This window comes from Pseudoduganella plicata, from assembly GCF_004421005.1.
GTDB lineage: Bacteria > Pseudomonadota > Gammaproteobacteria > Burkholderiales > Burkholderiaceae_D > Rugamonas > Rugamonas plicata.
Genome location: NZ_CP038026.1, coordinates 503,520 through 528,829, shown reverse-complemented (window position 1 = coordinate 528,829; position 25,310 = coordinate 503,520). Strand labels below are relative to the sequence as shown.

General features: G+C 67.2%; 21 protein-coding genes. 14 read left to right on the top strand and 7 right to left on the bottom strand.

From position 1 onward, the window contains the following. Positions 1–10: 10 nt before the first annotated feature. Entirely contained in the window at positions 11–1,117 is a 1,107-nt protein-coding gene (gene aroC, locus E1742_RS02225; protein WP_134383332.1) for a chorismate synthase, read from the bottom strand. Positions 1,118–1,369: 252 nt separating this feature from the next. Between aroC and E1742_RS02220 the strand changes: the two genes are divergently transcribed. Further along, entirely contained in the window at positions 1,370–3,625 is a 2,256-nt protein-coding gene (locus E1742_RS02220) for an EAL domain-containing response regulator (protein ID WP_134383330.1), read from the top strand. A 57-nt stretch (positions 3,626–3,682) separates the two neighbouring features. Here E1742_RS02220 and E1742_RS02215 read toward each other — a convergent pair whose 3' ends face one another. Next, the gene (locus E1742_RS02215) at positions 3,683–5,008 is read right to left on the bottom strand and encodes an IS4 family transposase (protein ID WP_134383328.1); all 1,326 of its coding nucleotides are present in this window, start codon (positions 5,006–5,008) and stop codon (positions 3,683–3,685) included. Between the two features lie 115 nt (positions 5,009–5,123). After that, on the bottom strand, positions 5,124–5,591 hold the full coding sequence (locus E1742_RS02210) for a CBS domain-containing protein (protein ID WP_134383326.1): 468 nt from the start codon (positions 5,589–5,591) through the stop codon (positions 5,124–5,126). A gap of 288 nt (positions 5,592–5,879) precedes the next feature. Between E1742_RS02210 and E1742_RS02205 the strand changes: the two genes are divergently transcribed. After that, the gene (locus E1742_RS02205) at positions 5,880–6,608 is read left to right on the top strand and encodes an alpha/beta fold hydrolase (RefSeq protein WP_134383324.1); all 729 of its coding nucleotides are present in this window, start codon (positions 5,880–5,882) and stop codon (positions 6,606–6,608) included. On the opposite strand, the gene E1742_RS02200 is transcribed toward E1742_RS02205, so the two are convergent. After that, positions 6,605–7,975 carry a YihY family inner membrane protein gene (locus E1742_RS02200; RefSeq protein ID WP_134383322.1) on the bottom strand — a complete coding sequence of 457 codons (1,371 nt, stop codon included), beginning with the start codon at positions 7,973–7,975 and terminating at the stop codon, positions 6,605–6,607. The genes E1742_RS02205 and E1742_RS02200 overlap by 4 nt on opposite strands. A gap of 77 nt (positions 7,976–8,052) precedes the next feature. On the opposite strand from E1742_RS02200, the gene wrbA reads away from it, so the two are divergent. The 10 genes from wrbA to E1742_RS02150 are packed head-to-tail and all read left to right on the top strand — an operon-like array spanning position 8,053 to position 20,098. Next, positions 8,053–8,667, top strand: coding sequence for an NAD(P)H:quinone oxidoreductase (gene wrbA / locus E1742_RS02195; protein ID WP_134383320.1), 615 nt, complete (start codon positions 8,053–8,055; stop codon positions 8,665–8,667). Beyond that, the gene (locus E1742_RS02190) at positions 8,667–9,083 is read left to right on the top strand and encodes a DUF2069 domain-containing protein (RefSeq protein ID WP_134383318.1); all 417 of its coding nucleotides are present in this window, start codon (positions 8,667–8,669) and stop codon (positions 9,081–9,083) included. The genes wrbA and E1742_RS02190 overlap by 1 nt, the downstream gene beginning before the upstream one ends. An 8-nt stretch (positions 9,084–9,091) precedes the next feature. Continuing rightward, complete coding sequence (locus E1742_RS02185) at positions 9,092–10,510, top strand: FAD-binding oxidoreductase (protein ID WP_134383316.1); 1,419 nt, start codon at positions 9,092–9,094, stop codon at positions 10,508–10,510. Beyond that, a complete protein-coding gene (locus E1742_RS02180; RefSeq protein ID WP_134383314.1) occupies positions 10,507–10,929 on the top strand; it encodes a DUF4124 domain-containing protein in 423 nt (140 codons plus the stop codon). The genes E1742_RS02185 and E1742_RS02180 overlap by 4 nt, the downstream gene beginning before the upstream one ends. A gap of 38 nt (positions 10,930–10,967) precedes the next feature. Then, positions 10,968–13,526 (top strand): FtsX-like permease family protein, encoded by a 2,559-nt coding sequence (locus E1742_RS02175; protein ID WP_134387933.1) that lies wholly within the window; start codon positions 10,968–10,970, stop codon positions 13,524–13,526. Next, positions 13,526–14,620, top strand: coding sequence for a lipocalin-like domain-containing protein (locus E1742_RS02170; RefSeq protein ID WP_229466450.1), 1,095 nt, complete (start codon positions 13,526–13,528; stop codon positions 14,618–14,620). Before E1742_RS02175 ends, E1742_RS02170 begins: the two co-directional genes overlap by 1 nt. Positions 14,621–14,665: 45 nt before the next feature. Further along, positions 14,666–16,564: an ABC transporter transmembrane domain-containing protein gene (locus E1742_RS02165; protein WP_134383312.1), complete on the top strand. Its 1,899-nt coding sequence runs from the start codon at positions 14,666–14,668 to the stop codon at positions 16,562–16,564. Then, positions 16,561–17,676, top strand: coding sequence for a threonine aldolase family protein (locus E1742_RS02160; protein WP_134383310.1), 1,116 nt, complete (start codon positions 16,561–16,563; stop codon positions 17,674–17,676). The genes E1742_RS02165 and E1742_RS02160 overlap by 4 nt, the downstream gene beginning before the upstream one ends. Next, entirely contained in the window at positions 17,673–19,067 is a 1,395-nt protein-coding gene (locus E1742_RS02155) for a DEAD/DEAH box helicase (protein ID WP_134383308.1), read from the top strand. Before E1742_RS02160 ends, E1742_RS02155 begins: the two co-directional genes overlap by 4 nt. A 59-nt stretch (positions 19,068–19,126) precedes the next feature. Then, the gene (locus E1742_RS02150) at positions 19,127–20,098 is read left to right on the top strand and encodes a thymidylate synthase (RefSeq protein ID WP_134383306.1); all 972 of its coding nucleotides are present in this window, start codon (positions 19,127–19,129) and stop codon (positions 20,096–20,098) included. Positions 20,099–20,226: 128 nt separating this feature from the next. On the opposite strand, the gene E1742_RS02145 is transcribed toward E1742_RS02150, so the two are convergent. The 3 genes from E1742_RS02145 to E1742_RS02135 are packed head-to-tail and all read right to left on the bottom strand — an operon-like array spanning position 20,227 to position 23,842. Then, complete coding sequence (locus E1742_RS02145; RefSeq protein WP_134383304.1) at positions 20,227–20,868, bottom strand: DJ-1/PfpI family protein; 642 nt, start codon at positions 20,866–20,868, stop codon at positions 20,227–20,229. A 49-nt stretch (positions 20,869–20,917) separates the two neighbouring features. Next, on the bottom strand, positions 20,918–22,273 hold the full coding sequence (locus E1742_RS02140) for a hypothetical protein (RefSeq protein WP_134383302.1): 1,356 nt from the start codon (positions 22,271–22,273) through the stop codon (positions 20,918–20,920). A 36-nt stretch (positions 22,274–22,309) separates the two neighbouring features. Further along, complete coding sequence (locus E1742_RS02135) at positions 22,310–23,842, bottom strand: M48 family metallopeptidase (protein ID WP_134383300.1); 1,533 nt, start codon at positions 23,840–23,842, stop codon at positions 22,310–22,312. A 189-nt stretch (positions 23,843–24,031) separates the two neighbouring features. On the opposite strand from E1742_RS02135, the gene E1742_RS02130 reads away from it, so the two are divergent. Further along, positions 24,032–24,526 (top strand): dihydrofolate reductase, encoded by a 495-nt coding sequence (locus E1742_RS02130; protein ID WP_134383298.1) that lies wholly within the window; start codon positions 24,032–24,034, stop codon positions 24,524–24,526. 7 nt (positions 24,527–24,533) lie between these two features. Continuing rightward, entirely contained in the window at positions 24,534–25,148 is a 615-nt protein-coding gene (locus tag E1742_RS02125) for a DUF4337 domain-containing protein (protein ID WP_134383296.1), read from the top strand. Positions 25,149–25,310 lie beyond the last annotated feature (162 nt).

Below are 25,310 nucleotides of genomic sequence, written 5' to 3'. Positions count from 1 at the left end.
CTGCGTTGGCTCAGCGCCCGGCGCGGGCGATGTCCGGCGTGCGCACGCTGACGTCGCCGCACTGGGCACGGTGCATCAGCGCGTGGTCCATCAGCACCAGCGCCAGCATCGCCTCGGCGATCGGCGTGGCGCGGATGCCCACGCACGGATCGTGGCGGCCGAACGTCTCGACGGTGACGGGATTGCCATCCTTGTCGATGGAGCGGCGCGGCGTGCGGATCGACGACGTCGGCTTGATCGCGATGGAGACCGTGATGTCCTGGCCCGTCGAAATGCCGCCCAGGATGCCGCCCGCGTTGTTGCCGACGAAGCCCTGCGGCGTCAGCTCGTCGCCATGCTCCGAGCCGCGCTGCGCCACCGAGCGGAAGCCGGCGCCGATCTCGATGCCCTTGACGGCGTTAATTCCCATCATCGCATAGGCGATATCGGCATCGAGCTTGTCGTAGATCGGCTGGCCCAGACCCACCGGCACGTTGCGGGCGACGACGTCGATACGGGCACCGATCGAATCGCCGGCCTTGCGCAGGTCGTCCATGTAGGTTTCCATGCGCGCGATCAGGGCCGCGTCGCCCGTGGCCGCGAAAAACGGATTGGCGCCGACGTGCCCCCAGTCCTGGAACGGCACCTCGATCTCGCCCAGTTGGCTCATGCAACCCAGGAATTCCGTGCCGTGTTTCTCCTTCAGCCACTTCTTGGCAATCGCGGCGGCGCCCACCACGGGCGCGGTCAGCCGCGCCGACGAACGGCCGCCGCCGCGCGGATCGCGCACGCCGTATTTATGCCAGTACGTGTAGTCGGCGTGGCCCGGACGGAAGCTGTCGACGATATTGCCGTAATCCTTGCTGCGCTGATCCTCGTTGCGGATCAGCAGCGCGATCGGCGTGCCGGTCGTCACGCCCTCGTAGACACCGGACAGGATCTGCACGGCATCGGGCTCCTGGCGCTGCGTCACATGGCGCGATGTGCCGGGCTTGCGCCGGTCCAGCTCGGGCTGAATGTCGGCTTCGGACAACGCCAGGCCCGGCGGGCAGCCATCGATGACGCAACCGATCGCCGGTCCGTGGGATTCGCCAAAAGTGCTGACGGTGAACAGCTTGCCAAAGGAATTGCCGGACATAGTGTGGGATCTGAGAACAGGTAACTGAGGAAGGAATCGTCAATTTTACCGCTTTGGCATCGTCTCTGCCAGCGCCGGACCGCGCGCGGCGGCGCCTGCGTATTGCAGAAAAACATCGTTTCCTTGGTGTAATTTCATGATTTCAGGCCACATTCGGCTCCTTGCAGCAGTCTTCTCCCGAATATTATTCAAATCACTATATACTTAGGCCGGCAAACCAAGGCACTCAAGGCAATATTTGGAGAAGGACGCATGCCCTCATCGATGACTCCCACCGCGCATGCCGGGGACGACCAGGACGACCTGATCTTCCTGGACGAAGCGCCGGTGCCCGCCGCCGGTCCGGCGCAGCAGGGCCCGAGCAGCGTATGGCGCGTGATGATCGTCGACGACGACGCGGACGTCCACTCCACCACCACTTTCGCGCTGGGCAGCCTGGACATGCAGGGGCGGCCGCTGCAGTTCGTGCATGCCTACTCGGCGGCCCAGGCGCGCGAGCTGCTGCGCGTGGAACCCGACATCGCCGTGATCCTGCTCGACGTGGTGATGGAGCAGGACGACGCCGGCCTGCATCTGGTGCGGCACATCCGCGAGACGCTGAAGCTGGCGGACGTGCGTATCATCCTGCGCACCGGCCAGCCCGGCTACGCGCCGGAGATCGACGCCATCCGCGACTTCGACATCAACGACTACAAGACCAAGTCCGAACTCACCCGCATCAAACTGTACACCACCGTCACGGCGGCGATCCGCTCGTATGAACAGATCCGCAAGATCAGCGACGGCCGGCGTGGTCTGAACCAGATCGTCCACGCCAGCACGCAGCTGATGGCGCTGCACGGCGTGGGCAGTTTCGCTGGCGGCGTGCTCGCGCAGGCGGCGACGCTGCTGGGACAGCCGTGCAGCGGCCTGTTGTGCGCGCTGGAAGGCTGCGACGGCGAAACGCTGCACGTGATGGCGGCAACGGGCGCCTGGCTGGCCTTTGAGGGCCGCGCATTCGAACGCGATACGCTGCCCGCATCGCTGGCAGCGCAGGCACTGGCAGCGCAACGCAACCTGTACACCGGGCACGGCGTGGCGCTGTACTTCGCCGGCAAGGCCTGTCGCACGTTTGTCGCGCAACTGGAAGTGGCACGCGCCCCGACGGAACTGGAAGAGCGCCTGCTGGACGTCTTCTCCGCCAATGTGGCGGTGGGCCTGGACAACGTGGAGCTATTGGCGCACCTGCACGACGCCGCGTTCTACGACACGTTGTCGAAACTGCCGAATCGCACGCGCCTGGTCGAGATCCTCGATGCCACGGTGGCAGGGCCGGGACGCGAGGAAGCCGTGCTGGCACTGGTCGACCTCGATCACTTCGCGGAGACCAACGACGCGCTGGGCCATGAGTTCGGCGACCAGCTGCTGGCGGCCGTGGGCGCACGGCTGCGCCAGGGGCTGGGCCACGAGATGACGGTTGCGCGCATCGGCGGCGACATCTTCTGCGTGCTGGGCGACGAGCAGGAGGTCAATCCGGCGCATATCCTGGCCTTGTTCCAGCAACCGTTCAATATCGAAGGCCAGGACGTGCAACAGACGGCGACGCTGGGCCTCGTGCGGCTGGTCGAGCATGACGGCAGCGGTTCCGACGCGCTGAAGGACGCCGACATCGCGCTCAAGCGCGCCAAGTCGCAGCAGCGCGCCGGCTACTTCTACTTCTCGCGCAATATGGGCGTCGAGATCCGCGAACGGGTGCGCATGATGCACGCGCTGCGTACCGCGTTCAGCCACAACGAGCTGTTCGTCATGTACCAGCCGCAGATCGACCTGGCCACGCGCCGCCCCGTCGGCGCCGAAGCGCTGCTGCGCTGGCGCACGCCGGACGGCAAGTTCGTGCCGCCGGACCGCTTTATCCCCATCGCCGAATATTCGGGCCTGATCATCGAGCTGGGGGAATGGGTGCTGCGCACGGCCTGCGTGGAACTGGTGCGCCTGCGTACGGCCGGACACCGGGCGTTCACGATGTCCGTCAACGTCTCGCAGGTGCAGTTCCGCCATCCGCAATTCCTGTCGATGCTGCGCCGGGCACTGGACGATACCGGCGCGCCGCCCGAATACGTGGAGCTGGAAATCACGGAATCGATGGCGATGGAAGAGCCGGACATGCTGATCGAAATGCTGAACCAGGTGCGCCGCACGGGCGTCAAGGTGGCGATCGACGATTTCGGCACGGGCTTCTCGTCGCTGTCGCACCTGCAGCGGCTGCAGGTCGACCGCCTCAAGATCGACCGCGCGTTCGTCACCGAGATCACGGGCTCGTCGCGCGGCAGCAGCATCGCCGAAATGGTGATTCAGCTGGGCACGAACCTGGGGCTGTCGATCGTGGCCGAAGGCGTCGAGGACGAACGCCAGGCGCAGGTGCTGTATCACCTGGGCTGCCCGCTGGCACAGGGTTATCTGTTTGCCCGGCCAATGCCGGCCAAGGACCTGGGCCACTGGCTGGCCCGCGAATCGCTCCATCCGGCATGATGTGCCCGACTTTCACCACCTATAAAAAAACGCTGCCAGGGCAGTAATGCCGTTCAGTTAAGGTAGCTTCTTGACCTTCCGGACGGCGTAACGCTTCGGCGTTGCCTTGACGGCCCGGTCGCATTTGCGGCCGGGCCGTTCGTCGTTCAGGAGGCTAACCAACCTTTCTCGTAGGTGCTTCATTGATGCAGGCAGTTTTCCGTACGACCTGGTGACCCCTGCCCAGTGCAGTTCAAACTGGATTAGGTGAAAAGCGCGGATGAAGCTTACCTCGGTCGGTTCACACTTGACGGCCAGTGCGGCTTTGGCTATTTCGAGCCGGATTAGGTTGTAAGCAATAAGAGTGCCCCAGATTTCCTGATATACCCCGTCCACGGTTTTCGAGCGCAGCGTCAGCGCTGTGCCGAGCATGGTCTGCTTGAGCTCCCGGTAACTCGTCTCAATTCCCCAGCGCTTGTCGTAGCAGAGGGCGATATCACTTGGCTTGTAGCGACGGCGGTCGCGTAGCGACGTCAGCAAGATGCGCTTGCGTGCTTGGGCGTCAACGACGGTGATTGCCCGCGCTTCCCAGAACTCGGGCAACTCTGGGCACTTGGCCCTGGCTTGGGGCGAGACGCGCATGCGCACCAGCATATCTTCGCTTTCGCCCTCGATTGCTTCCCACTTGGTATTCGATTTGGACGAGATGATGAAGTGCCGTTCAGCGCCGCTGCCTGTCAGGCCACATAAGATCTCGGCTGACAGAAAACCTTGATCGAAAACCGTCAGTGATTCATTCGGAATGGCGCCAAGCAGCTGCTTTGCATACAGCATTTCATTGGTCGAGTACGGCCCAAACACGGCGCTGTGTACCAAGTGCGTAGGGAGCGATGTCACGGTGACACCTCGCACCTGAGGATAGCTTGCGACCGTATCGCTCGCGTAGCTTTGCGCCCCGAAATGCTCGCGATTTTCCACCGTGTCGTGCGTACGCAAGGTTGTTCCGTCCATGGCGAACAACTGCAACCCCTTGAACAGATAGGCCTTCTTGTCCTGCGCAACCCAGTGCCTGGCCGAACGCTCGAATAGCCATTTCAAAGGTGCTTGTCCGACGCGTTGGCGGGCTTGTGCCGCAGCACTCTTGCTGACGAATGGCGTCTGTGAATCCGGTACCGCCAAACCAAGATCATCGAGCACTTCGCTGATGGATTTGTGCCTATACAAAGCCAGCGCGACCATCAGCCACACGACCTGCTCAGCGGGTAGACGCCGATGTCGGATACTGGCCGCCTCCGTGCTCAACACCGCCTGCTCGACCCATTCATACGGCAAATGCTCTCCCAGCCTCGCCCAATCAGGAGACTCGAGATGATTCGCTAGGAAATGCAGGGTGTCGTCGAACATGGCGACGAAGGTTAACAGTGATGCGGGGCGTTTACAACCGCAAAATAGAAATGCCGTTCAGTCTTAACTGAACGGCATTACTGCCAGGGCAGCGTTTTTCATGACGGGGCGCGGATCAGCGCTGGTTCGCCGCCGCAAACTCATCCTCTTCCGCCGGCCAGTCGCGGATATACGCCTTGAGCATGCGGTTCTCGAAGCTCTGCGCCTCCAGCACGGCGCGCGCCACGTCGTAGAACGAGATCACGCCAAGAATCGTCTTGGCGTTCATCACGGGCAGGTAGCGGGCATGCTTCTCCAGCATGATGCGGCGCACTTCGTTCACTTCCGTGTCGGCCGTGACGGTGATCGGATGGTCTTCCATATGCTTGCGCACGGTGCCCGCGCCCACGGACCCGCCGTTGTCGTGCAGCGCCTTGAGCACTTCGCGGAATGTCAGCATGCCGACCAGGTCGCCGTACTCCATGACGACAAGCGAGCCGATGTCCTTTTCCGCCATCGTGTCGGCGGCCTCGGACAACGGCTGGTCGGGGCTGATCGTGTAAAGGATATTGCCTTTGACTTGAAGGATTTCTGAGACTTTCATGGTGGCCGTCCTGTCCGCGGGAAAAAACCGTTTATATAGTGGGAGCGAAGCGTAACAGCGGCCCGGGGTCGCGCCGCATCGCATTGTTTGTGCCAGGAAACTGTCTCAAAGTGGCCCGGGCGGCGTATTGCCATGCCCATTTTGAAACAGCTTGTCAGCGTTATAGGCGAATGTAGCCTATGCCCGCCGAAAAATCCAGCCTTCTACATAATCGAATTGCAACGGTCTTGACGGCGTCCGATATCGCTGTAGCATCGAACCCAGCCATTTACAACCACGGAGACCCGGATGACCCTACCAGCCGCAAACGCGCCCGCCATCATCATGATCCATGGCGCCATGAACGATCATAGCGTCTGGGCCCACCAGGCACGGCACTTCGACGGTGCCGGGAGGCACGTGCCGGCAATCGACCTGCCCGGCCATGGTCATGACGGCGCCCCCGCGCTGTCGACGGTCGAAGCCATGGCCGAATGGCTGCTGGCGATGCTGGACGCCCAAAATATCGGCCACGTGGCTCTGGCCGGACACAGCATGGGCTCGCTGATCGCGCTGGAGGCCGCAGCCCGCGCGCCAGGCCGCGTGACGCACGTTGCGCTGCTGGGCAGTACGTGGCCGATGAAGGTGTCGGGCGCGCTGCTCAAGACGGCGCTGGAGGACGAGCCGGCCGCCATCGACACCGTGGCGCGCTGGTCGCACACGCCCGGGCATCCCGCCGCCGGGGACTCGCGGGCGCTGATGCAGGCCGTGGCCGCGCGCAATCCCGACGGGCTGCTGCACAATGATCTGGCTGCGTGCAAGGCTTATGCGAACGGCGCGGCCGCGGCGGCGGCCATTGCGTGTCCCGTGCTGTTCCTGTCGGGCGCGCACGACATGATGACCCCTCCCGACGGCGGCCAGTTGCTGCCAGCCCTGTCCCGCGCGCGGATGGTGTCCGTCGATGCGGGGCACCAGATGATGGCCGAGCAGCCGGAAGCCGTCACCGCGGCGCTGGCGGCGTTCCTTGTCTCCGCCTAACGGCAGTCCAGCGGCCCGAAATGCGCGGCCAGCGACTTGCCAAGCCCTGTTTCCACGGCCGCCTCGACCTGCCGCGCCAACCGGGCCGCATCACGGCTGGCCTGGATGTCGCGCGCATCGTCCGAGTCGGACGCCACGCCTGCGTTGACGGCCATGCCGCCGAACACGAACAGCCGATAGACTTCCGCCAGCGTCAGGCGATCGGCGTTGGCCAGCAGCACCCAGCTGTCGGCATCGCCGCCCACGTGCTTGCGCCATTCCACCCGCGACGGCGCGTCCTGCCTGACGCGACCGACCCACCCCTGCGCCTGCATTTTCTCCAGCAGCACGTCCATCTCGTCGAATCCCAGCCGCGTGCGGGCACGGATCGCGTTCGCGTTGACGAGCGCCGTGTCGCCGCAGCGGCAGGCCATGTGCAGCACGTGCAGCACCGCCATCGCATCCACGAAGGCGCTGCCCGGCGCCGGCTCGTGCCACCACCGTTCGTATTTGACGACCGGCAGCGCCGCCGTCAGCAGCGCGCCGATCAGGGTGATCACCCAGGACAGGTAGACCCACAGCAGGAACAGCGGCAGCGCGGCCAGCGCGCCGTAGATCTTGGAGTACGTGGGGAATTGCGTGATGAAGACGGCGAAGCCGCGCTTGGCGAGCTCGAACGCCATGCCGGCCACCATGCCGCCGGCCAGCGCGTCGCGCCAGTCGACCCAGCGGTTCGGCACTGCCATGTAGAGGAATGTGAAGCCGGCCGTCGTCAGCGCCACCGACAGGACGGTGTAGAACAGCGCGCCCGCCACATTGCCCACCAGCGAAGTGGTGGCGGTAAACACCTGCGTCGTCAGCGACAATGAGACGCCCACCACCAGCGGTCCCAGGGTGATCAGCGCCCAGTAGACGAGAATGCGCCGGGTCCAGCGCCGCTCCGCCTTGACGCGCCAGATGCGGTTGAACACGCGCTCGATCATGCGCATCATCGCGGCCGACGTCAAGACCAGCGTAACGGCGCCAATGGCTGACAGGCCCGTGGCCTGCGCGGCGAACGTCGTCAGGTACCCTAGGATCGTGTTCGAGATCGCCTTCGGCATCACGCTCTGGATGAAATACGCCTCCAGCGCCGTGCGGAACGACATGAACATCGGAAAGGTGGTGAACACGGCCAGTGCAACTGTCAGCATCGGCACGAGCGCGAACACGGTGGTGAAGGTCAGGCCGCCGGCCACCTGCGGCAGGCTCTCTTCGCGCAGGCGGCGCCGGGCAAACAGGAAAAGGTCGCGGATTTCGCTCCACGACAGGTCGCGCAGCTCGGCCATGCCGTTGCGGCAGCTGCGCGCCAGGCGGCGGTAAAAGGTCTGCAGGAAGCTTGAATGCATGCGGTGTAACGGCAACGGCGGGCATGGCGCCGCACGCCCTTGCCTGAACGTCCATAAAGGGCCATATAATACCAACGATGAACGCTTCCAACCTGACTATCCTCGTGCTGTACTATTCCCGGCACGGCGCCACCCGCAAACTGGCCGAATTCATCGCCCAGGGCATCGAAAGCGTGCCCGGCTGCGACGCCCGCCTGCGCACCGTCCCGGCCATATCCACCGTGACCGAAGCGACAGCCCCCGCAGTACCCGCCGACGGCGCGCCGTACGTGGAACTGGAAGACCTGGAACAATGCGCCGCCCTTGCCGTCGGCTCGCCTACCCGCTTCGGCAACATGGCATCGGCCATGAAGTATTTCTGGGACGGCACGTCCAGCCAGTGGCTGGCCGGCACGCTGGCGGGCAAGCCCGGTTGCGTGTTCACGTCCACCGGCAGCCTGCACGGCGGCCAGGAATCGACGCTGCTGTCGATGATGATTCCGCTGCTGCACCACGGCGTGATGGTGATGGGGCTGCCCTACACCAACCCGGACCTGATGACGACCGCCAGCGGCGGCACGCCGTACGGCGCCAGCCACTGGTCCGGCCTGGATGGCAAGAAGCCCGTCACGGACGAGGAGAGGCGCCTGGCTGTCGCCATGGGCAGGCGCCTGGCGGAAACCGCCGTTCGGCTGGCGGGCGGAGGCGCGTGATGCCGGGCCTGCGCCAGAAGATCGCGTGGTGGGGAGCGCTGCTCAGTACCGCCGTGCTGATCGCCTGGTGCCTGCTGTGGGAACTGTGGCTCGCGCCCCTGCACCCGGGCGGCTCGTGGCTGGCGCTGAAGGCCGTGCCGCTGCTGTTTCCGCTGATCGCCGTCATCAAGCGCGACCTGTACACGTTGCAGTGGACGTCGATGATGATCCTGCTGTATTTCACCGAAGGCGTCGTTCGTGGCTGGAGCGACCGCACGATGCCGTGGCTGGGCTGGGGCGAAGCGGCCCTCGTGTTTGTCTTCTTCTGCTGCGCGCTGCTGTACGTGCAGCCGTATAAACGGGCCGCGAAAAAGGCCGCACAGGAGCTGCTGGCGAAAGTCACCAAGGGCTCGAACAGCCGCAACGATCATCCATGAGCGCGTCCATGTCCACTTTCCTCGACACCTGCCGCGACCTGATCGGCCCCGCCCACGTGCTGGACGCGGCACACGACATGGTGCCGTTCCTGCGCGACTGGCGCGGACGCTTCACCGGCAGCGCGCTGGCCGTATTGCGCCCTGGCAGTGTGGCGGAAGTGGCGGCGCTGGTGCGCGCCTGCGCCGATGCGCGCGTGCCCATCGTGCCGCAGGGCGGCAACACGGGCCTGGTACTGGGCGGCGTACCGGACGCCTCCGGCACGGCCGTCGTGCTGTCGCTGGCGCGGATGAATGCCGTGCGCGCCGTCGATCCCGTCAATCGCACGATGACGGTCGATGCCGGCTGTATCCTGCAGCGCGCGCAGGAAGCGGCGGCCGCGCACGATTGCCTGTTCCCGCTGTCGCTGGCTGCCGAAGGCAGCTGCACCATCGGCGGCAACCTGGCCACTAATGCGGGCGGCACGGCCGTCCTGCGTTACGGCAACGCGCGCGAGCTGTGCCTCGGGCTGGAGGTCGTCACGCCGCAAGGCGAGGTCTGGTCCGGCCTGTCCGGGCTGCGCAAGGACAATACCGGCTACGACCTGCGCGACCTGTATATCGGCGCCGAAGGGACGCTGGGCATCATCACGGGCGCCGTGCTGAAGCTGTTCCCGCAGCCGAAAGCGTCGGTCACGGCGCTGGCGGCCCTGCCCTCGCCCGCGCACGCATTGCGATTGCTGTCGCTGATGCAGGACCGCGCCGGCGCCAGCCTGACCGGCTTCGAGCTGATCTCCTCATTCTGCCTGCGATTGGTGGCTGAGCACTTTCCGCAACTGCCTCGCCCTTTCGCGCAGCCGTCTCCGCCGCCGTTTCCTCAGTATGCGCTGCTGGAACTATCCAGCAACGAGTCGGAAAAACACGCTGTCGGGCTGCTGGAAAGCGCCATCGGCGCCGCACTGGAGCAGGAGATCGTGCTGGACGCCGTCGTTGCCGGCTCCGTCGCGCAATCGAGGGGCCTGTGGCAACTGCGCGAGCACATTCCGCTGGCGCAGGCCGCCGCCGGCAAGAACATCAAGCACGACATCTCGCTGCCCGTCTCGCGCATCGCCGACTTCATCGCCGAGACGGAGCCGCTGCTGCAGGAAGCCTTCCCCGGCTGCCAGCTGGTGTGCTTCGGCCACCTGGGCGACGGCAACCTGCACTTCAACGTGGCGCCGCCGCCAGGCATCGCCAACGAAGCCTTCCTCGTCAACCAGGATGCCGTCAACCGCGTCGTGCACGATACCGTGGCGCGCTACGGCGGCTCGATTTCGGCCGAACACGGCATCGGCGCGCTGAAGCGCGACGAGCTGGCGCGCTACAAGGACCCTGTCGCGTTGACGCTGATGCGCGCGATCAAGGCGGCGCTGGACCCGCAGGGCATCATGAACCCCGGGAAGGTCCTGTGAGACTGGCCGCTCTGCTGCTGGCCGGCTGCGCGGTGACGGCGCATGCCCAGGTCTACAAATGCACCGTGGACGGCAAGGTCACGTACAGCCAGGCGCCCTGCGAGCGCGGTAACGAAACGGTACTGACGGTGCCGGGTGCGCCGGCAGCCACACGCGACGACCCGCGCGAACTGGAACGGATGCGCCGCGCGGGCGCGCAGCTGGAAAAGGAGCGCGTTGCCCGCGCTGCGGCGCAGGAGCGCATCGACGCCCGCGCCGACCGTGCCGCCGCCACCCGCCGCCAGCGCTGCGACAAGCTGCGCCTGCAGGCCAGATGGATGGACGAAGACGCCCGCCGCGCCCAGCCGCAAGCGCAGGAGGCGGCACGGCTGAAAGCACGCCGCGCCGCCGACCGGGCCGCACTGGAGTGTGCGGCTTGACAAACCACACGGCGGCAAGGCAGCACCCCGGCGCCGGCATGCGCCTCCTGGCGCGCTGGCTGCTGCTGGGCGAGTGGCGCGCCCACCCCGTGCGCGCCCTGACGGCGGGGGCGGCGATTGCCGTCGGCGTCGCGCTGGGCTTTGCCATCCACCTGATCAACGCGGCCGCATTCAACGAGTTCTCGTCGGCCATCAAGAGCCTGTCCGGCCAGGCGGACGTACAGGTGAGCGGTACGGAATTGACGTTCGACGAAGCGATCTATCCCGTGCTGGCACAACTGCCGCAAGTGGCCGTCGCCTCCCCCGTGCTGGAATTTGCCGCATCGATGCCGGGCGGTCTGCCGCCCCTGAAGATCATCGGCCTGGACGTGTTCCGGGCCGGCCATATCTCGCCCGACCTTGTCGGTGCGCCCGCCAGTGGCGACGGCGCCGACGTGCTGGCGGACGACGCGCTTTTCCTGTCGCCCGCCGCGCTGCAATGGCTGGCCGTGCAGCCGGGAGCGCGCGTCGCGTTCCAGGTCGGCACGCGTCCGCTCGCCTTGCGCGTGGCCGGTTCGCTGCAGCGCGCCCGCGTGGGCCAGCGCCTCGGCGTGATGGACATCGCCGCGGCCCAATGGCGCTTCGACCGGATCGGCAAGCTGTCGCGGGTCGACCTCAAGCTGCGCGACGGCATCGACCGCAACGCCTTTCTCACCGCCCTGCGCGCCCGGCTGCAGCGCGACTACCCGGGACGCTTCCGCGTGGGCCAGCCGAACGACGCCGACCAGGAAAGCCGCAACAGTAACCTGAGCCGGGCCTACCGCGTCAACCTCGGCGTGCTGGCGCTGGTGGCCTTGTTCACCGGCGCCTTCCTCGTCTTTTCCACGCAGGCGCTGTCCGTCATGCGCCGGCGCAGCCAGTTCGCGCTGCTGCGGGTGTTGGGCATGGAGCGCCGCCGCCTGCTGCTGCAGGTGCTGGCCGAAGGGCTGAGCCTCGGCGTTGTGGGCGCGGTCCTCGGCATCGCCGGCGGCTACGGCATCGCAGCGGCCGCGCTGCGCTTCTTCGGCGGGGACCTCGGCGCCGGCTACTTTGCCGGCGTCGAGCCCGAAGTGCGGTTCACGCCCGTCGCCGCCCTGGTCTACTTCGCCCTGGGGATCGGCGTCGCGCTGCTCGGTTGCGCCGCCCCGGCATGGGAAGCGGCGCGCGCGACGCCCGCAGCCGCACTCAAATCGGGCTCCGACGAAGTGGCGCTGGCGCGACTGGCGCCCGCATGGCCCGCCCTGGCATGCATCGGCATCGCCGCGTGCATGGCGTTCGCGCCGCCCGTGTTCGAGCTGCCGGTGTTCGGCTATCTGTCCATCGCGCTGCTGCTGATCGGCGGCATCGCACTGATGCCCCGCATCGCATCGCTGACGTTCCGCATGCTGCACCGGCGCTGGCAGGCGTATGCGCGCACGCGTCCGGCGGCGCCGGCCGTGCCGTCGCTGACCCTGGCGCGGCTGGCCAACGCCTCCAGCCAGGCCGGCGTGGCGCTGGGCGGCGTGCTGTCCAGCTTCAGCCTGATGGTGGCGATGGGAATCATGGTCGCCAGCTTCCGCATCTCCGTCGACAACTGGATTCTGCAGGTGCTGCCGGCCGACCTGTATGCGCGCACGGCGGCCGGCGGCGCCACGGCCGGCCTGACGCCGCGCGAACAGGAAGCCATCCGCACGGCGCCCGGCATCGCCCGCGCCGAATTCATGCGCCTGGGCGCCGTGTCGCTGGCGCCGGATCGCCCCAGCGTTGCACTGCTGGCGCGCGACATCGATCCGGCCCGGCCGGAAAAGGCGCTGGTGCTGGTCGGTCCCGTGGCCGCGCGCCCGGCCAACAATGCGCTGCCCGCGGCGTGGGTGTCGGAAGCGATGGCGGACCTGTATGCCATACGCCCCGGCACCACGTTGCACCTGCCCCTGCGCGGTGCGCCGCGGCCGTTCTTCGTCGCAGGAATCTGGCGCGACTACGCGCGCTCCACTGGCGCCGTGCAGATCGGCCGCGACGACTACCGCCGCCTCACGGGCGATGCCGACGTCAGCGATGCCGCCTTGTGGCTGACGAAAGGCACGAAGGTCGGCGACGCCCAGGCGGCGTTGAAGGGCCTGCCGTTCGGCGCGGCGCTCGACATCACGGCGCCCACGGAAATCCGTGCGCTGTCGCTGAAGATCTTCGACCGCAGCTTTGCCGTCACCTACCTGCTGGAGGCCATCGCCATCGTCATCGGCCTGTTCGGCGTGGCGGCCACGTTCTCCGCCCAGACGCTGGCACGCTCCAAGGAATTCGGCATGCTGCGCCACGTGGGCGTCACGCGCGGGCAGATCCTCGGCATCCTCGCGTGGGAAGGCGGCGCCTTGACGGCGCTGGGGATCGTGACCGGATTCGTGCTGGGCTGGGCCATCAGCCTGGTGCTTGTCCACGTCGTCAATCCGCAGTCGTTCCACTGGACGATGGAGATGCACTATCCATGGCCGCTGCTGGCAGCCGTCGCGGCCGTGCTCCTGGTCGCGGCGATGCTGACGGCGCTGGTGTCGGGCCGGCAGGCGCTGTCCGGCGGTCCGATCCGCGCGGTGAGGGAGGACTGGTGATGGGAAAACTGGTGATGCAGCGCCGTGCGGTAATGATTGCCCTGCTGGCGGCGGTGCCAGCGCTGGCCGCGCCGCCAGCGCTGAAGCAGGTGACCGCGCTGCCGCCCGGCGCCACCTTGACCTTTCCGCGCGACTTCGGTGCCCACCCCGACTACAAGACGGAATGGTGGTACGCGACCGGCTGGCTGACCACGAAGGACGGCCGGCAACTGGGCTACCAGGTCACATTCTTCCGCAGCGCCACCGGCGCGGACGCGGACAATCCCAGCCAGTTTGCGCCGAAGCAGATGATCATCGGCCATGCGGCGCTGTCCGACCCCACCCACGGCAAGCTGCTGCACGACCAGCGGGTTGCCCGCGCCGGCTTCGGCCTGGCCTATGCGAAAACGGGCGACACGGACGTCAGACTGGACGACTGGCATATGGTCCGCAAGGCCGACGGCAGCTACGACATCGTCGTCAAGGGCGCCGGATTCGCGCTCGCCCTGACGCTGACGCCCACCCAGCCGGTGCTGCTGCAAGGCCGCGGCGGTTATTCGCAGAAAGGCCCGCGCCCCGAGCAGGCCAGCTATTACTACAGCAAGCCGCAGCTGCGCACCAGCGGCACCGTGACGCGTGCGGACGGCACGCGCACGGCGGTCGGCGGCACGACGTGGCTGGACCACGAATGGTCGACGCAGGTACTCGGCCAGGACGCGGCGGGCTGGGACTGGGTCGGCGCCAACCTGGACGACGGCGGCGCCCTGATGGCCTTCACGATCCGCGACAGGCAGGGTGCTAAACTGTGGGCCCACGCGACATGGCGCGACCCATCCGGTAAGATGAGCCATTACGCGCCCGGCGAAGTGAACTTCACGCCGCGCCGGCGCTGGCGTTCGCCGCGCACGAACACGACGTATCCGGTCGCGCAGACGCTCGTCACGGGCCCGATCACGTGGGAGCTCGCGCCGCTGCAGGACGACCAGGAGCTGGACTCGCGCCGTTCGACGGGCGCCGTCTACTGGGAAGGCGCCATGACGGTCGCGCGTGACGGTCGCCGGGTCGGCCACGCGTATATGGAACTGTCGGGCTACGAACGGCCGATGAAGCTGTAGAACACTAATGCAATCAACGACACCGCCCGCGGGGCGGCCACCATAATGAGCAACAGCACCACCAGTAAGAGTAACAATGCCAGCGGCAACGCCAGCGGCGCGCAGCACATGACGCCATCCCAGCGCGAACAGAAGAAAGGCAGCCTGGCCGCCCTGCGCGGCCTGGCACCGTTCCTGACGCCGTATCGCCTGCAGTTCGTGCTGGCCGGGATCGCGCTGACGGTTGCCGCCGGCGCCACGCTGGCCATCCCTTACGCCTTCAAGCAGATGATCGACCTGGGGTTCGGGGCAGCTGCGGGCGGCAAGGCCGGCATCGACAGCGCCGAACACGTGAACGTCGTCTTCCTGGCACTGTTCGGCGTGGCGACCGTGCTGGCGGTGGCCACCGCGGCGCGTTTCTACACGGTGTCTTGGCTGGGCGAGCGCGTGACGGCGGACATCCGCAGCGCCGTCTACCGCCACGTGGTCAACCAGAGTCCCGAATTCTTCGAGACGACGCAGACGGGCGAAGTCCTGTCGCGCATCACCACCGACACGACCCTGATCCAGGCCGTGGTGGGCACCAGCATCTCGATGGCGCTGCGTAACATGCTGCTGTTCGCGGGCGGCCTGGTGATGCTGTTCGTGACGAGCCCGAAACTGTCGTCCATCATCATCGGCCTGCTGGTGCTGACGGTGCTGCCGATCGTGATGTTCGGCCGGCGCGTGCGCAAGCTGTCGCGCGATTCGCAGGACCGCATTGCCGACGCGTCGGCCGTGGCCGGCGAAATCCTCAACGCCATGCCCACCGTGCAGGCGTTCACGCACGAGAAGATCGAAACGGACCGCTTCGGCGCGTCCGTCGAAAGCGCCTTCGTCACGGCCATGCGGCGCATCCGCGCCCGCGCGCTGCTGACGATGCTGGCCATCGTCCTGGTGTTCGGCACCATCGTGTTCGTGCTGTGGCTGGGCGCGCACGCCGTGCTGGAAGGTTCGATGACAGGTGGCGAGCTGGGGCAGTTCATCCTGTACGCGTCGATCGTGGCCGGCGCCATCGGCGCCCTGTCCGAAGTGATGGGGGAAGCGCAGCGCGCCGCCGGCGCCACGGAGCGGCTGCTGGAACTGATGTCGGTGAAATCGGAAATCCAGTCGCCCGCGCACCCTGTCGCCCTGCCGCCGCGAGCCGCCAACGGTGCCGCGCTGACGCTGGCCGATGTGACGTTCTACTATCCGTCGCGGCCGGACAGCGCGGCCCTGACGCATCTGGACCTGGACATCCGTCCCGGCGAAACGGTCGCCGTCGTCGGTCCTTCCGGCGCCGGCAAGACGACGCTGTTCCAGCTGTTCCTGCGCTTCTACGACCCGCAGCGTGGCGCCATCCGCCTCGATGGCGTGGACATCCGCCAGCTCGACCTGCATACCCTGCGCGACGCCATCGGCATCGTGCCGCAGGATACGGTGATCTTTTCCGCCAACGCGATGGAAAACATCCGCTACGGCCGGGCCAACGCCACCGACGCGGAAGTGATCCAGGCCGCGAAACTGGCCGCCGCGCACGAATTCATCGAGCGACTGCCGAACGGTTACCAGTCGTTCCTCGGCGAGCGCGGCGTGCGCCTGTCGGGCGGCCAGCGGCAGCGCATCGCCATCGCCCGCGCGCTGCTGAAAAATCCCCCGCTGCTGCTGCTGGACGAAGCCACCAGCGCGCTCGACGCGGAATCGGAACGATTGGTGCAGTCGGCGCTGGAGGCAGCCATGGTGGGCCGCACCACCGTCATCATCGCGCACCGCCTGGCCACCGTGCAGCGCGCCGACCGCATCATCGTCATGGAGGATGGCCGCATCGTCGAAACGGGCACGCACGCTTCGCTGGTGGCGCTGGGAGGCATCTATGCCAACCTGGCGGCGCTGCAGTTCCACAGCGTCCACGTGACGCATCCGCCGGTCGCCGAGGTGGCGCAATGAACGCGACCGCCAACGTGACGGCGAGCGAAGTCGAGCTGCGCCGCGCCTGCAATGTCGTGCTGCCCGGCCATCGCCAGGTTACGCCGGCGCGGCTGTACGCCGCCATGGCCGGCTGGTGCGAGGAAAACGGCATCGAGCACGACGTCTATGGCGAAGGTGAGCTGATCGCGTCGCTGGAGCGCAAGGTTGCGGCGCTGCTGGGCATGGAATCGGCCGTGTTCTGCATCACGGGCACGATGGCGCAGGCCACCGCGCTGCGCCTGGCCTGCGCGGACCGGGGCAGCGAGCTGGTGGCGCTGCATCCGACCGCACACATCCTGAAGCACGAACGCGGCAACCACCAGCTGTTCGGCCACTTCGCCGCGCTGCAGGTGGGCAGCCCGCATCGGCCGTTTACGCTAGAGGATGTGCAGGCGATCCCCGACCGCCTCGGCGCCGTGTCGGTGGAACTGCCGGCGCGCGAGATCGGCGGACAGTGCCCGTCGTGGCAGGAGCTGGACGACATCAAGGCGCATTGCACCCGCATGGGCGTACACCTGCACATGGATGGCGCCCGGCTGTGGGAAGCAGCCACCGGCTATGGACGGCCGCTGGCGGACGTTGCCGCCGGCTTCGACAGCGTGTACGTGTCGCTGTACAAGGGCATCGGCGGCCTCGGTGGCGCGGTGCTGGCCGGCAGCCACGCCTTTGTCGAACGGGCCCGCGAATGGTACCGCCGTCAAGGCGGCAATGTAATTCACCGCTCGCCGTACGTCGTGGCCGCGGCGATGCAGCTGGATGCCCGCCTGTCCGCCATGCCGGCATACTTGCGCCGCACGCAATGGCTGTTCGAGGCGCTGCGCGGCTATCCGCTGCTGCGTCCCAACCCGGCCGCGCCGCACGCGAACATGCTGCACCTGCACCTGCCCGTGCCGCGGGAGACGGCGCTGGCAATCCGCAACCGCATTGCCGGCGAGCGGCGCGTCTGGCTGCACAACCAGGTGTATCACGCGATGCTGCCGGAGCACAGCTATACGGAATGGTATGTGGGCGACAACCTGCTGGACCTGCCGGACGCCACCGTCCATGCGGCGCTCCGTGCATGGCAGGCGGCACTGGAGGCGGCGCAATGAGCTTCCAGTCCCTGAACCTGATCGATCCGCTGCTGCGCACCCTGGCATCGCTCGGCTACGACACGCCGACGCCGATCCAGAAACAGGCCATCCCCGCCGTGCTGGCGGGCCGCGACCTGATGGCGGCCGCGCAAACCGGCACCGGCAAGACGGCGGGCTTCGCGCTGCCCCTGCTGCAGCGCCTGACGCTGGCCGGTGCCGTCGGTCCGCTGGGCGTGCGCTGCCTTGTGCTCGTGCCCACGCGCGAGCTGGCCGAGCAGGTCTACGACAGCTTCCGCCGCTACGGCGCCAACGTGCCGCTACGCTCCTTCGTCGCCTACGGCGGCGTGCCGATCGAGCCGCAGGTAAACAAGCTGCGCAAGGGCCTGGACGTGCTGGTGGCAACGCCGGGCCGGCTGCTGGACCTGCACCGGCAAGGCGCGCTGACGTTCGATCAACTGGAAACGCTGGTGCTGGACGAAGCGGACCGCATGCTGGACCTGGGCTTCGCGCCGGAGCTGGACGCCGTGCTGGCCGCGGTGCCGGCCACGCGCCAGACGCTGCTGTTCTCCGCCACGTTCTCCGACACCATCCGCGCGCTGGCGCAAAAGCTGCTGCGCGATCCGCTGTCGCTGCAGGCCAGTCCTGCCAACGCGGCGGCGAAGACGGTGCGCCAGCTGGTCTACACGACGGACAAGAAGGCCAAGCCGGAACTGCTGGTCCACCTGGCGCGCCAGCATGGCTGGGGCCAGGTGCTGGTGTTCGCGAAGACCAAGAAGGGCGTGGACCAGCTGGTCGGCATGCTGCAGGACGAAGGCTTTACGGCCGAAGCCATCCACGGCGACCGGCCGCAGCCGGCACGGCTGCAGGCCCTGAACCGCTTCAAGGGACAGCAGGTGCAGATCCTCGTCGCCACCGACGTCGCCGCGCGCGGGCTGGACATCCAGGCGCTGCCGCTCGTCGTCAACATGGACCTGCCAACGGTGGCGGAAGACTACGTGCACCGCATCGGCCGTACGGGCCGCGCCGGCAGCTCCGGCGAGGCGATCTCGCTGGTGGCGGCGGACGAGGTGGAGCTGCTGCGCGCCATCGAGACGGTGATCCGGCAGGTGCTGCCGCGCGTGGAGGAGCCGGGCTTCGAGGCCAGCCACCGCGTGCCCTCGACAGGTACCGCGCCGGTCGTCAAGCCGCCCGCTACCGGGCCCGCAAAGAAGGCCGCGCGTCCCGCAGTGCCGAAACCGCGCGTGCCGGACAACGCGCCCCGCCCCGCCGGCGGCTTTGAAAAGGCGCCGATGGCGCCCCCCGCGCCGGCCCGCAAGCCACGCAAGCCGGCGCCTCCGGGCGCGGCGCCGAAGACGTACGGGCCGCAGCCCGGCGCTAAGGCGGGAGCCAGGGCGAAGGCCAAACGGTAGCGGGAGCACATGATAAAATCGCGGGCTTTGCGCCTCGCGCACGCTTTACGGAGAACCGCATGCAGCAGTATCAGCAACTGATCGAAACCGTCCTGGCCGAAGGCTCATGGCAGGACAACCGCACCGGCATCCGCACCTTGTCGGTGCCGGGCGCGATGATGCGCTTCGATCTGGCCAGGGGTTTTCCCGCCGTGACGACCAAGAAGCTGGCCTTCAAGTCGGTCGTCGGTGAATTGTGCGCGTTCCTGCGCGCTTCCCGCAGCGCTGCAGACTTCCGCGCGCTGGGCTGCAAGGTATGGGACCAGAACGCCAACGAGAACCGGCAGTGGCTGGACAACCCGTTCCGCGCCGGCACCGACGACCTGGGCCCGGTCTACGGCGTGCAGTGGCGCGAGTGGCCGGCCTTCAAGGTGCTGGACGCATCGGCCACGGCGCAGCTCGCCGCCGCGCAAGCCAGCGGCTTCACGGTCGTCGCCCCGCTGGTGGAAAACGGCGTGGACAAGATCCTGCTGTACAAGGCCGTCGACCAGCTGCGCGACTGCCTGGACACGATCGTCAACAACCCCGGCAGCCGCCGCATCCTGTTCCACGGCTGGAATCCGGCCGTGCTGGACGAAGTCGCGCTGCCCGCCTGCCACCTGCTCTACCAGTTCATTCCCAACGCGACCACGAGAGAAATTTCGCTGTGCCTGTACGTGCGCAGCAACGACATCGGCCTGGGCACGCCGTTCAATATCGCCGAAGCGGCCGTGCTGCTGACACTTGTCGGCCGCCTGACGGGCTATACCCCGCGCTGGTTCAGTTATTTCGTCGGCGACGCGCACATCTACGAGAATCACCTGGACATGGTGCGGGAACAGCTCAAGCGCGAGCCGTTCCCCCTGCCGCAGCTGGTCATCTCGGAGCGCATACCGGCGTTTGCCGAAACGGGCCGCTACGAGCCGGAGTGGCTGGAGAAAATCGAGCCATCGGACTTCAGCCTTGAAGGTTACCGGCACCACGCACCGATTACGGCGCCGATGGCGGTGTAAGCTCCACCCGCCACAGGTTCTGGTGCCGGCGCCGCGTTGGCCGCTGATGAGATCCGGCGCCAGGCCCGGCAGGTCTGCCCCGGCCCTTCGCAGCCGCTGCCACGACCCCGGAGTTCCGGTGTTTCATTTCAGGCGCCGCCAGCGGTTTGTGTCCCCATCGACGCCACCAGCGCATGAAACCAGCGCGCCTCGCGCGTTTTATGCAACTGCAGCCAGGCCTCCAGCGTCTCCGGCCGCATCACCTCCAGCAGCTTGAACACTTCGTACGCGAACTCCAGCGGCGCCAGCCCCGTGGCGGTGATCAGGTTGCGGTCGCGCACGGTAGGTTCGTTGCGGTAGCGCGCCGCCCCGGCGTACCCGGGGCACGTATCCTTCAGGTAGCTTAAATCGTTGCTGGTGTGCTCGTAGCCGTCCAGTACGCCCACCTGCGCGAGGCCAATCGTTGCGCCGCAGATGGCGGCCACGTTCCGGCCGTGTTCCAATGCGTGGCGGGCGAACGCCAGCGCAGGCGTCATCCGCGGCTCCTCCCACACTTCCGCGCCGGGCATGACCAGCAGGTCATCCGGCTGCCACGCGATCTCGTGCAGGCGCACGTCCGGCTCGATTTCGATGCCGCCCATCGTGCGGATCGGCGCATCCGTCAGGCCGGCCCTGACCAGCTCGAACGGCGCCAGCGGATTGGCAAAGAAGCGGCGGCTGTGCAGTTCCGCCGTCAGGTAGCCGACTTCCCAGTCGGCCATCGTATCGACCACTGTCAGATAGACCTTCATGCAGCCTCCATGCGTTCGGGCGGGTCTTCAGTATAACGCTGCCGCGGCGCTACTTCGCCGCGGCAGCGATACTCGCCCGGCGCAGCTCGCCCCGCAAGCCTTCCGTCGCGCACCACTGCCCCGCCGTTCCATCCCGTACGAACGTGAATTCGCCGTCCAGCACCATGCCCGCGTCGCGCCCCAGAGCCGCCAGCAGGGGCTCGTTGTGCTCGACCAGAAGGCGACAGCGGTATACCTTGTCCCCCTCGACGGGGCGGCACGGTCCCAACGGCTCCACTTCGGCGATTTCCCGTTTGCGTTCGGCCGAGTCGTAGGACAGGCCGAACTTGCGGCGGGCGGCGTTCTCCACATCGAATGCAGGCTTCCCGGGCGCCGGACCTGCAAGGCCTCCATGGCTGCCCTCAATGCCGGCGCGGAAGGCCCGTTCGACCTCGGCGCGTCCCAGCGGTTCGGCCTTGTTGCCGTAATGGCCGTCGGCGTCGATATGCCCAAAGCGTGCCTCCACGATCGTCGGCTGCGCACCCGTGATGACGAAGCCGCTCCTGCCTTCCGGCGCGGCGGCAATCGTAAAGGCATACGGGATACTCTCGCCATCGAGCTTGACGGTGGTCTTGCAGGCTCGCACGCGCGACGCGCTGGCGTAGCCCACCTCGGTGATACGTCCCACCTCCGGCCGGGGTATCGCCTCATCCGGCTTCATCTCATCGATCCTGCCCAGGCTCGATTCGAGGAACAGCCGCTCGATGGTGCTTCGCGTGCCTCCCGTCGCGCATCCGGGCACCGAGGCGGGCCAGAACACCAGCCACGCGACGAAGCCTGCTACCAGCAATGTGCCGGCGCCCCACGCCCAGCGCCGTCTTGCGAGCCTCGCCGGACGGGTGAGCATCTCTTCCAGGTCCGCCAGCATCGCGGCCTTTTCCGGATCGCCATCCGGGTTGCCGGCCGCTCGGACAGTGTTCAGCCTCTCGATCTCGATGATGCCCCGGTCGATCATCCACGCCAGGATGCCGGCCGGTCCCGTCACCACGGTTTCGTTCGGGCCGATGGCGGCCAGCGCCCGGTCGCACTCGGCCTGCGTGATCCACCCGCCGTTCAGGACCCGCCGGAAACACGCCTTCTGCAGCTCCTCGACATTTACCAGCATGCCGGATGCGCCCTCGATCGCGGCCAGGTAACGCGCCTGCTCTGCGCCGGTAAACGTGGCCTTCACGTGCGCGGTGGCTTGCGCCAGCTGCGCTTCGTCGACGATCTTTTCGCCGCGCAGCCACACAAGGTGATCGGCAAGGCTGTCGTTGCCGGCAAGCTCGCTGTAGCCGCGATGGGACAATGCCTGCATGTGCTGGTCGGCCGTGATGATGCCGGCGCATTGCAGCGTCGCCAGCGGCGTGGAGGAAGTACTGTTCATGGGATTGTCTTGAATGAAAAATGAAAGCGCTGCCAGTCATGCCGGCGGCAGCACCAGCTCCGTCCAGCGCCGCGCGGCCTGCTCGTCCTGCGTGCGCAGCAGGAACTGGTGGCCCTGCATCGCCGCCGGCTGCGCCAGCGCGCGGTCGGCGCTAGCGGCCACCTGCAGATAGCGCAGGCCCTGCACGTCATCCGCATCCAGCAGCAGGCGGCCGTAATGGAATGCCGCCTGCGCGTGCGGGCCGCCCGGCTGGGCCAGCAGCCGTTCCAGCACGGGACGCGCGGCCTGCGGCGTGTCGAATTCGGTCGTCAGCAGCGCCAGTTCTTCCAGTTGCGCGACGGGCAGCGTCGTCATGTCGCAAGCCTGCAGTGCCTGGAGGCGCTGGCGCGACTGGCGCGACTGACGATAGCGTTCCTCCCAGCGCCGCCCTTCGCGCCGCCACCATTGGGCGTCGAACTCGGCGATCAGTTGGCGGGTCGTGGCGACGCCCAGCAGTACGTCGGCCGCCGTGCGCTCCACCGGCCGCGGCAGGGTTGCCGCCACGCCGACGGCGGCCAGGCGCTCGCGCAGGCATGGATGCGTGTCGTGCGGGCCGGAGCGCTGCGCCAGCGCCGCCTCGAGCCGGTCCGGCCGCGACCATTGTTCGTGGCCGGCGCGGAACGCCGTGCGCATGGCCGCGTACGGCATGAACGGCGGCCGCACGGCGCGGTCCGCATGGCGCAGCAACGTGGGCCAGAACGTCTCGTACATCCAGCGCATCTGCAGTGCGTCGCGCACGAGACCCTGGGCATTGGCGGCGGCGCCGACCAGGCCAGTCGCCACGGCATCGGCCTCGTATTCGTTGCGGCGGGCCAGCACGAACGTGCAGGCGTTGTAATAAGGAAGCACGCGCTCCAGCAGCGCCACGAACAGGCGATGCGGCACGCCACGGGCCGACCGGTCCTGGATCTGTTCATGCAGCGTGCCGACGAGGCGGCGCTGGCGGTAGACCCACGCATCCAGCGGCGCGGCGCCCGCGCGCAGGTGGCCACGCAGGTGACCATATTCGTGGGCGATCGTGGCCAGCATCTCGCGCGTAGGGACACCCAGCAGATATGGCAAGCCCAGCATCAGCGTATTCGTGCGCGGTCCCCACAGGCCGCCCAGCGCTGGCCGCTGCGCGATGGCGGCGGTATAGCGTGCATCGACGACGACGCGGTGGATGACGGGCCCCTTCAGCCGCACGCGCATCCGGTCGAGCGCGTCGAACAGTGCCGGTGCCTCCGCGCGCGTCAGATGACGGCCCTGCGGCGCCGGCACGCGCGGCCACGCCAGCCATTTGAGCAGCAGCGCGACAGCCGCACCGAGGGCGGCGCCCAGGACGGAGCGCCACGGCTCGCTGCTCACCAGCGGCGCGCCAGCCCAGCGCAGCAGCACGGCGGCGGAGCCTGCCAACGCCAGCAGGACGATGGCTTCCACGGCATACACAGCAAGTCCCGCCAGCACGACACGGGCGCGAAAGCGCCCGGGATGCGCGCGCGCGGCCCGCTCCAGCCGCTCGATCAGGGCCACATACTGCTGCTGGTTCAAGCCGCTCTCCTCTGCCGCACCGATAAAAGCCGTTACGATAAAGGAAATACCCCCCGGCAAAACTCTCCAAATTCCACAGCGGGCATTTATTTTCGGAAATATTTCAACCGGCGTGCCGGCGCGCGCCCGATGACAGGCACATGACAGCAGCCGAGACCCTATAATACGGCCCGCAAAGGAACCTACATCATGACGCAACTTGCCATCATCGTCGCCGTCGACCGCAACAACGGCATCGGCGTCAACAACCAGCTGCCCTGGCACCTGCCGGAGGATCTGGCCCACTTCAAGCGCCTGACGACGGGCCACCCGATCGTCATGGGCCGCAGGACGTTCGATTCGATCGGCCGGCCGTTGCCGAACCGGCGCAGCATCGTCGTCACGCGCAACGTCGGCTGGCGCCATGCCGGCGTCGAGGCGGTGACGTCCCTGGCGGACGCCGTGGCGCTGGTGGGCGACGCCCCCGCCTTCATCATCGGCGGCGCGCAGATCTTCGCCGAAGCGCTGGCGATCGCCGACCGGCTGATCGTCACGCATATCGACCAGGCGTTCGATTGCGACACGTTCTTCCCCGCCATCGACCGGTCCGTGTGGCAGGAAAACGAGCGTCAGGCGTATGATTCGGCCAGCGGCCTGGCCTACACGATCGTTACCTATATTCGTCAATCACCCGTCAAGGAATAGCCAGCAGATGTCAGGACACGGTTTTCACGTCCACGGTCCGCACGACCACGCGGTCGAGCATGCGGCCCACAACAGCGACAAATTTTCCGGCCGCATCGCCGTCACCACGGCCATCCTCGCCACGATCGGCGCGCTGTTCGGCTACCAGGGCGGCGCCACGCAGAACGATGCGGCGATGTTCAAGAATAACGCCGCCATTGCCAAGACGGAGGCCGCCAACCGGTGGAATCATTATCAGGCGAAGTCGAACAAGCAGAACCTGGCCGAACTGGCCCAGACCCTGCCGAACGTCGATCCCGAGAAGTACCGCGCCGAGGTGGCCCGCTACAAGGCGGAAAAGGAAGACATTCGCAAGGAAGCGGAAAAGTGGGAAGCCACGTCGCTGGACTGGGACAGGAAATCCGATGCCCTCCTGCATCAGCATCACCAGTGGGCGCTGGCCACCACGGCCGAGCAGATCGCCATCGCGCTTGCCGCCATCACGCTGCTGACCAACCGCCGCTGGCTGCTGCTGTCGACGTACGCTGTGGCCGTTGCCGGCATCGCGCTGGGCGCGTTCGCATGGCTGCACGTCGATCCGCTGGGTGCCGTGCTGGGCGCCGGCACGGCGGGCGGACACTGACATGCGCGGCGCCGCTGCCCGGCAAAAGACCGTATCGGAATTTTTTCACCGGATCGGCGCAATTTCTGCGAGAATCCCGGTTCTTTTTTTCGGGGACATCCCCTTTCGGCACCGTCGCACATGTGCGGCGCGCCCAGCCCGCTCCGGTCATCGATAACCCGG

Coding starts and splice junctions, on each gene's coding strand:
- aroC (WP_134383332.1), bottom strand. CDS start 1,117: ATGTCCGGCAATTCCTTTGGCAAGCTGTTCACCGTCAGCACTTTTGGC.
- E1742_RS02220 (WP_134383330.1), top strand. CDS start 1,370: ATGCCCTCATCGATGACTCCCACCGCGCATGCCGGGGACGACCAGGAC.
- E1742_RS02215 (WP_134383328.1), bottom strand. CDS start 5,008: ATGTTCGACGACACCCTGCATTTCCTAGCGAATCATCTCGAGTCTCCT.
- E1742_RS02210 (WP_134383326.1), bottom strand. CDS start 5,591: ATGAAAGTCTCAGAAATCCTTCAAGTCAAAGGCAATATCCTTTACACG.
- E1742_RS02205 (WP_134383324.1), top strand. CDS start 5,880: ATGACCCTACCAGCCGCAAACGCGCCCGCCATCATCATGATCCATGGC.
- E1742_RS02200 (WP_134383322.1), bottom strand. CDS start 7,975: ATGCATTCAAGCTTCCTGCAGACCTTTTACCGCCGCCTGGCGCGCAGC.
- wrbA (WP_134383320.1), top strand. CDS start 8,053: ATGAACGCTTCCAACCTGACTATCCTCGTGCTGTACTATTCCCGGCAC.
- E1742_RS02190 (WP_134383318.1), top strand. CDS start 8,667: ATGCCGGGCCTGCGCCAGAAGATCGCGTGGTGGGGAGCGCTGCTCAGT.
- E1742_RS02185 (WP_134383316.1), top strand. CDS start 9,092: ATGTCCACTTTCCTCGACACCTGCCGCGACCTGATCGGCCCCGCCCAC.
- E1742_RS02175 (WP_134387933.1), top strand. CDS start 10,968: ATGCGCCTCCTGGCGCGCTGGCTGCTGCTGGGCGAGTGGCGCGCCCAC.
- E1742_RS02170 (WP_229466450.1), top strand. CDS start 13,526: ATGGGAAAACTGGTGATGCAGCGCCGTGCGGTAATGATTGCCCTGCTG.
- E1742_RS02165 (WP_134383312.1), top strand. CDS start 14,666: ATGAGCAACAGCACCACCAGTAAGAGTAACAATGCCAGCGGCAACGCC.
- E1742_RS02160 (WP_134383310.1), top strand. CDS start 16,561: ATGAACGCGACCGCCAACGTGACGGCGAGCGAAGTCGAGCTGCGCCGC.
- E1742_RS02155 (WP_134383308.1), top strand. CDS start 17,673: ATGAGCTTCCAGTCCCTGAACCTGATCGATCCGCTGCTGCGCACCCTG.
- E1742_RS02150 (WP_134383306.1), top strand. CDS start 19,127: ATGCAGCAGTATCAGCAACTGATCGAAACCGTCCTGGCCGAAGGCTCA.
- E1742_RS02145 (WP_134383304.1), bottom strand. CDS start 20,868: ATGAAGGTCTATCTGACAGTGGTCGATACGATGGCCGACTGGGAAGTC.
- E1742_RS02140 (WP_134383302.1), bottom strand. CDS start 22,273: ATGAACAGTACTTCCTCCACGCCGCTGGCGACGCTGCAATGCGCCGGC.
- E1742_RS02130 (WP_134383298.1), top strand. CDS start 24,032: ATGACGCAACTTGCCATCATCGTCGCCGTCGACCGCAACAACGGCATC.
- E1742_RS02125 (WP_134383296.1), top strand. CDS start 24,534: ATGTCAGGACACGGTTTTCACGTCCACGGTCCGCACGACCACGCGGTC.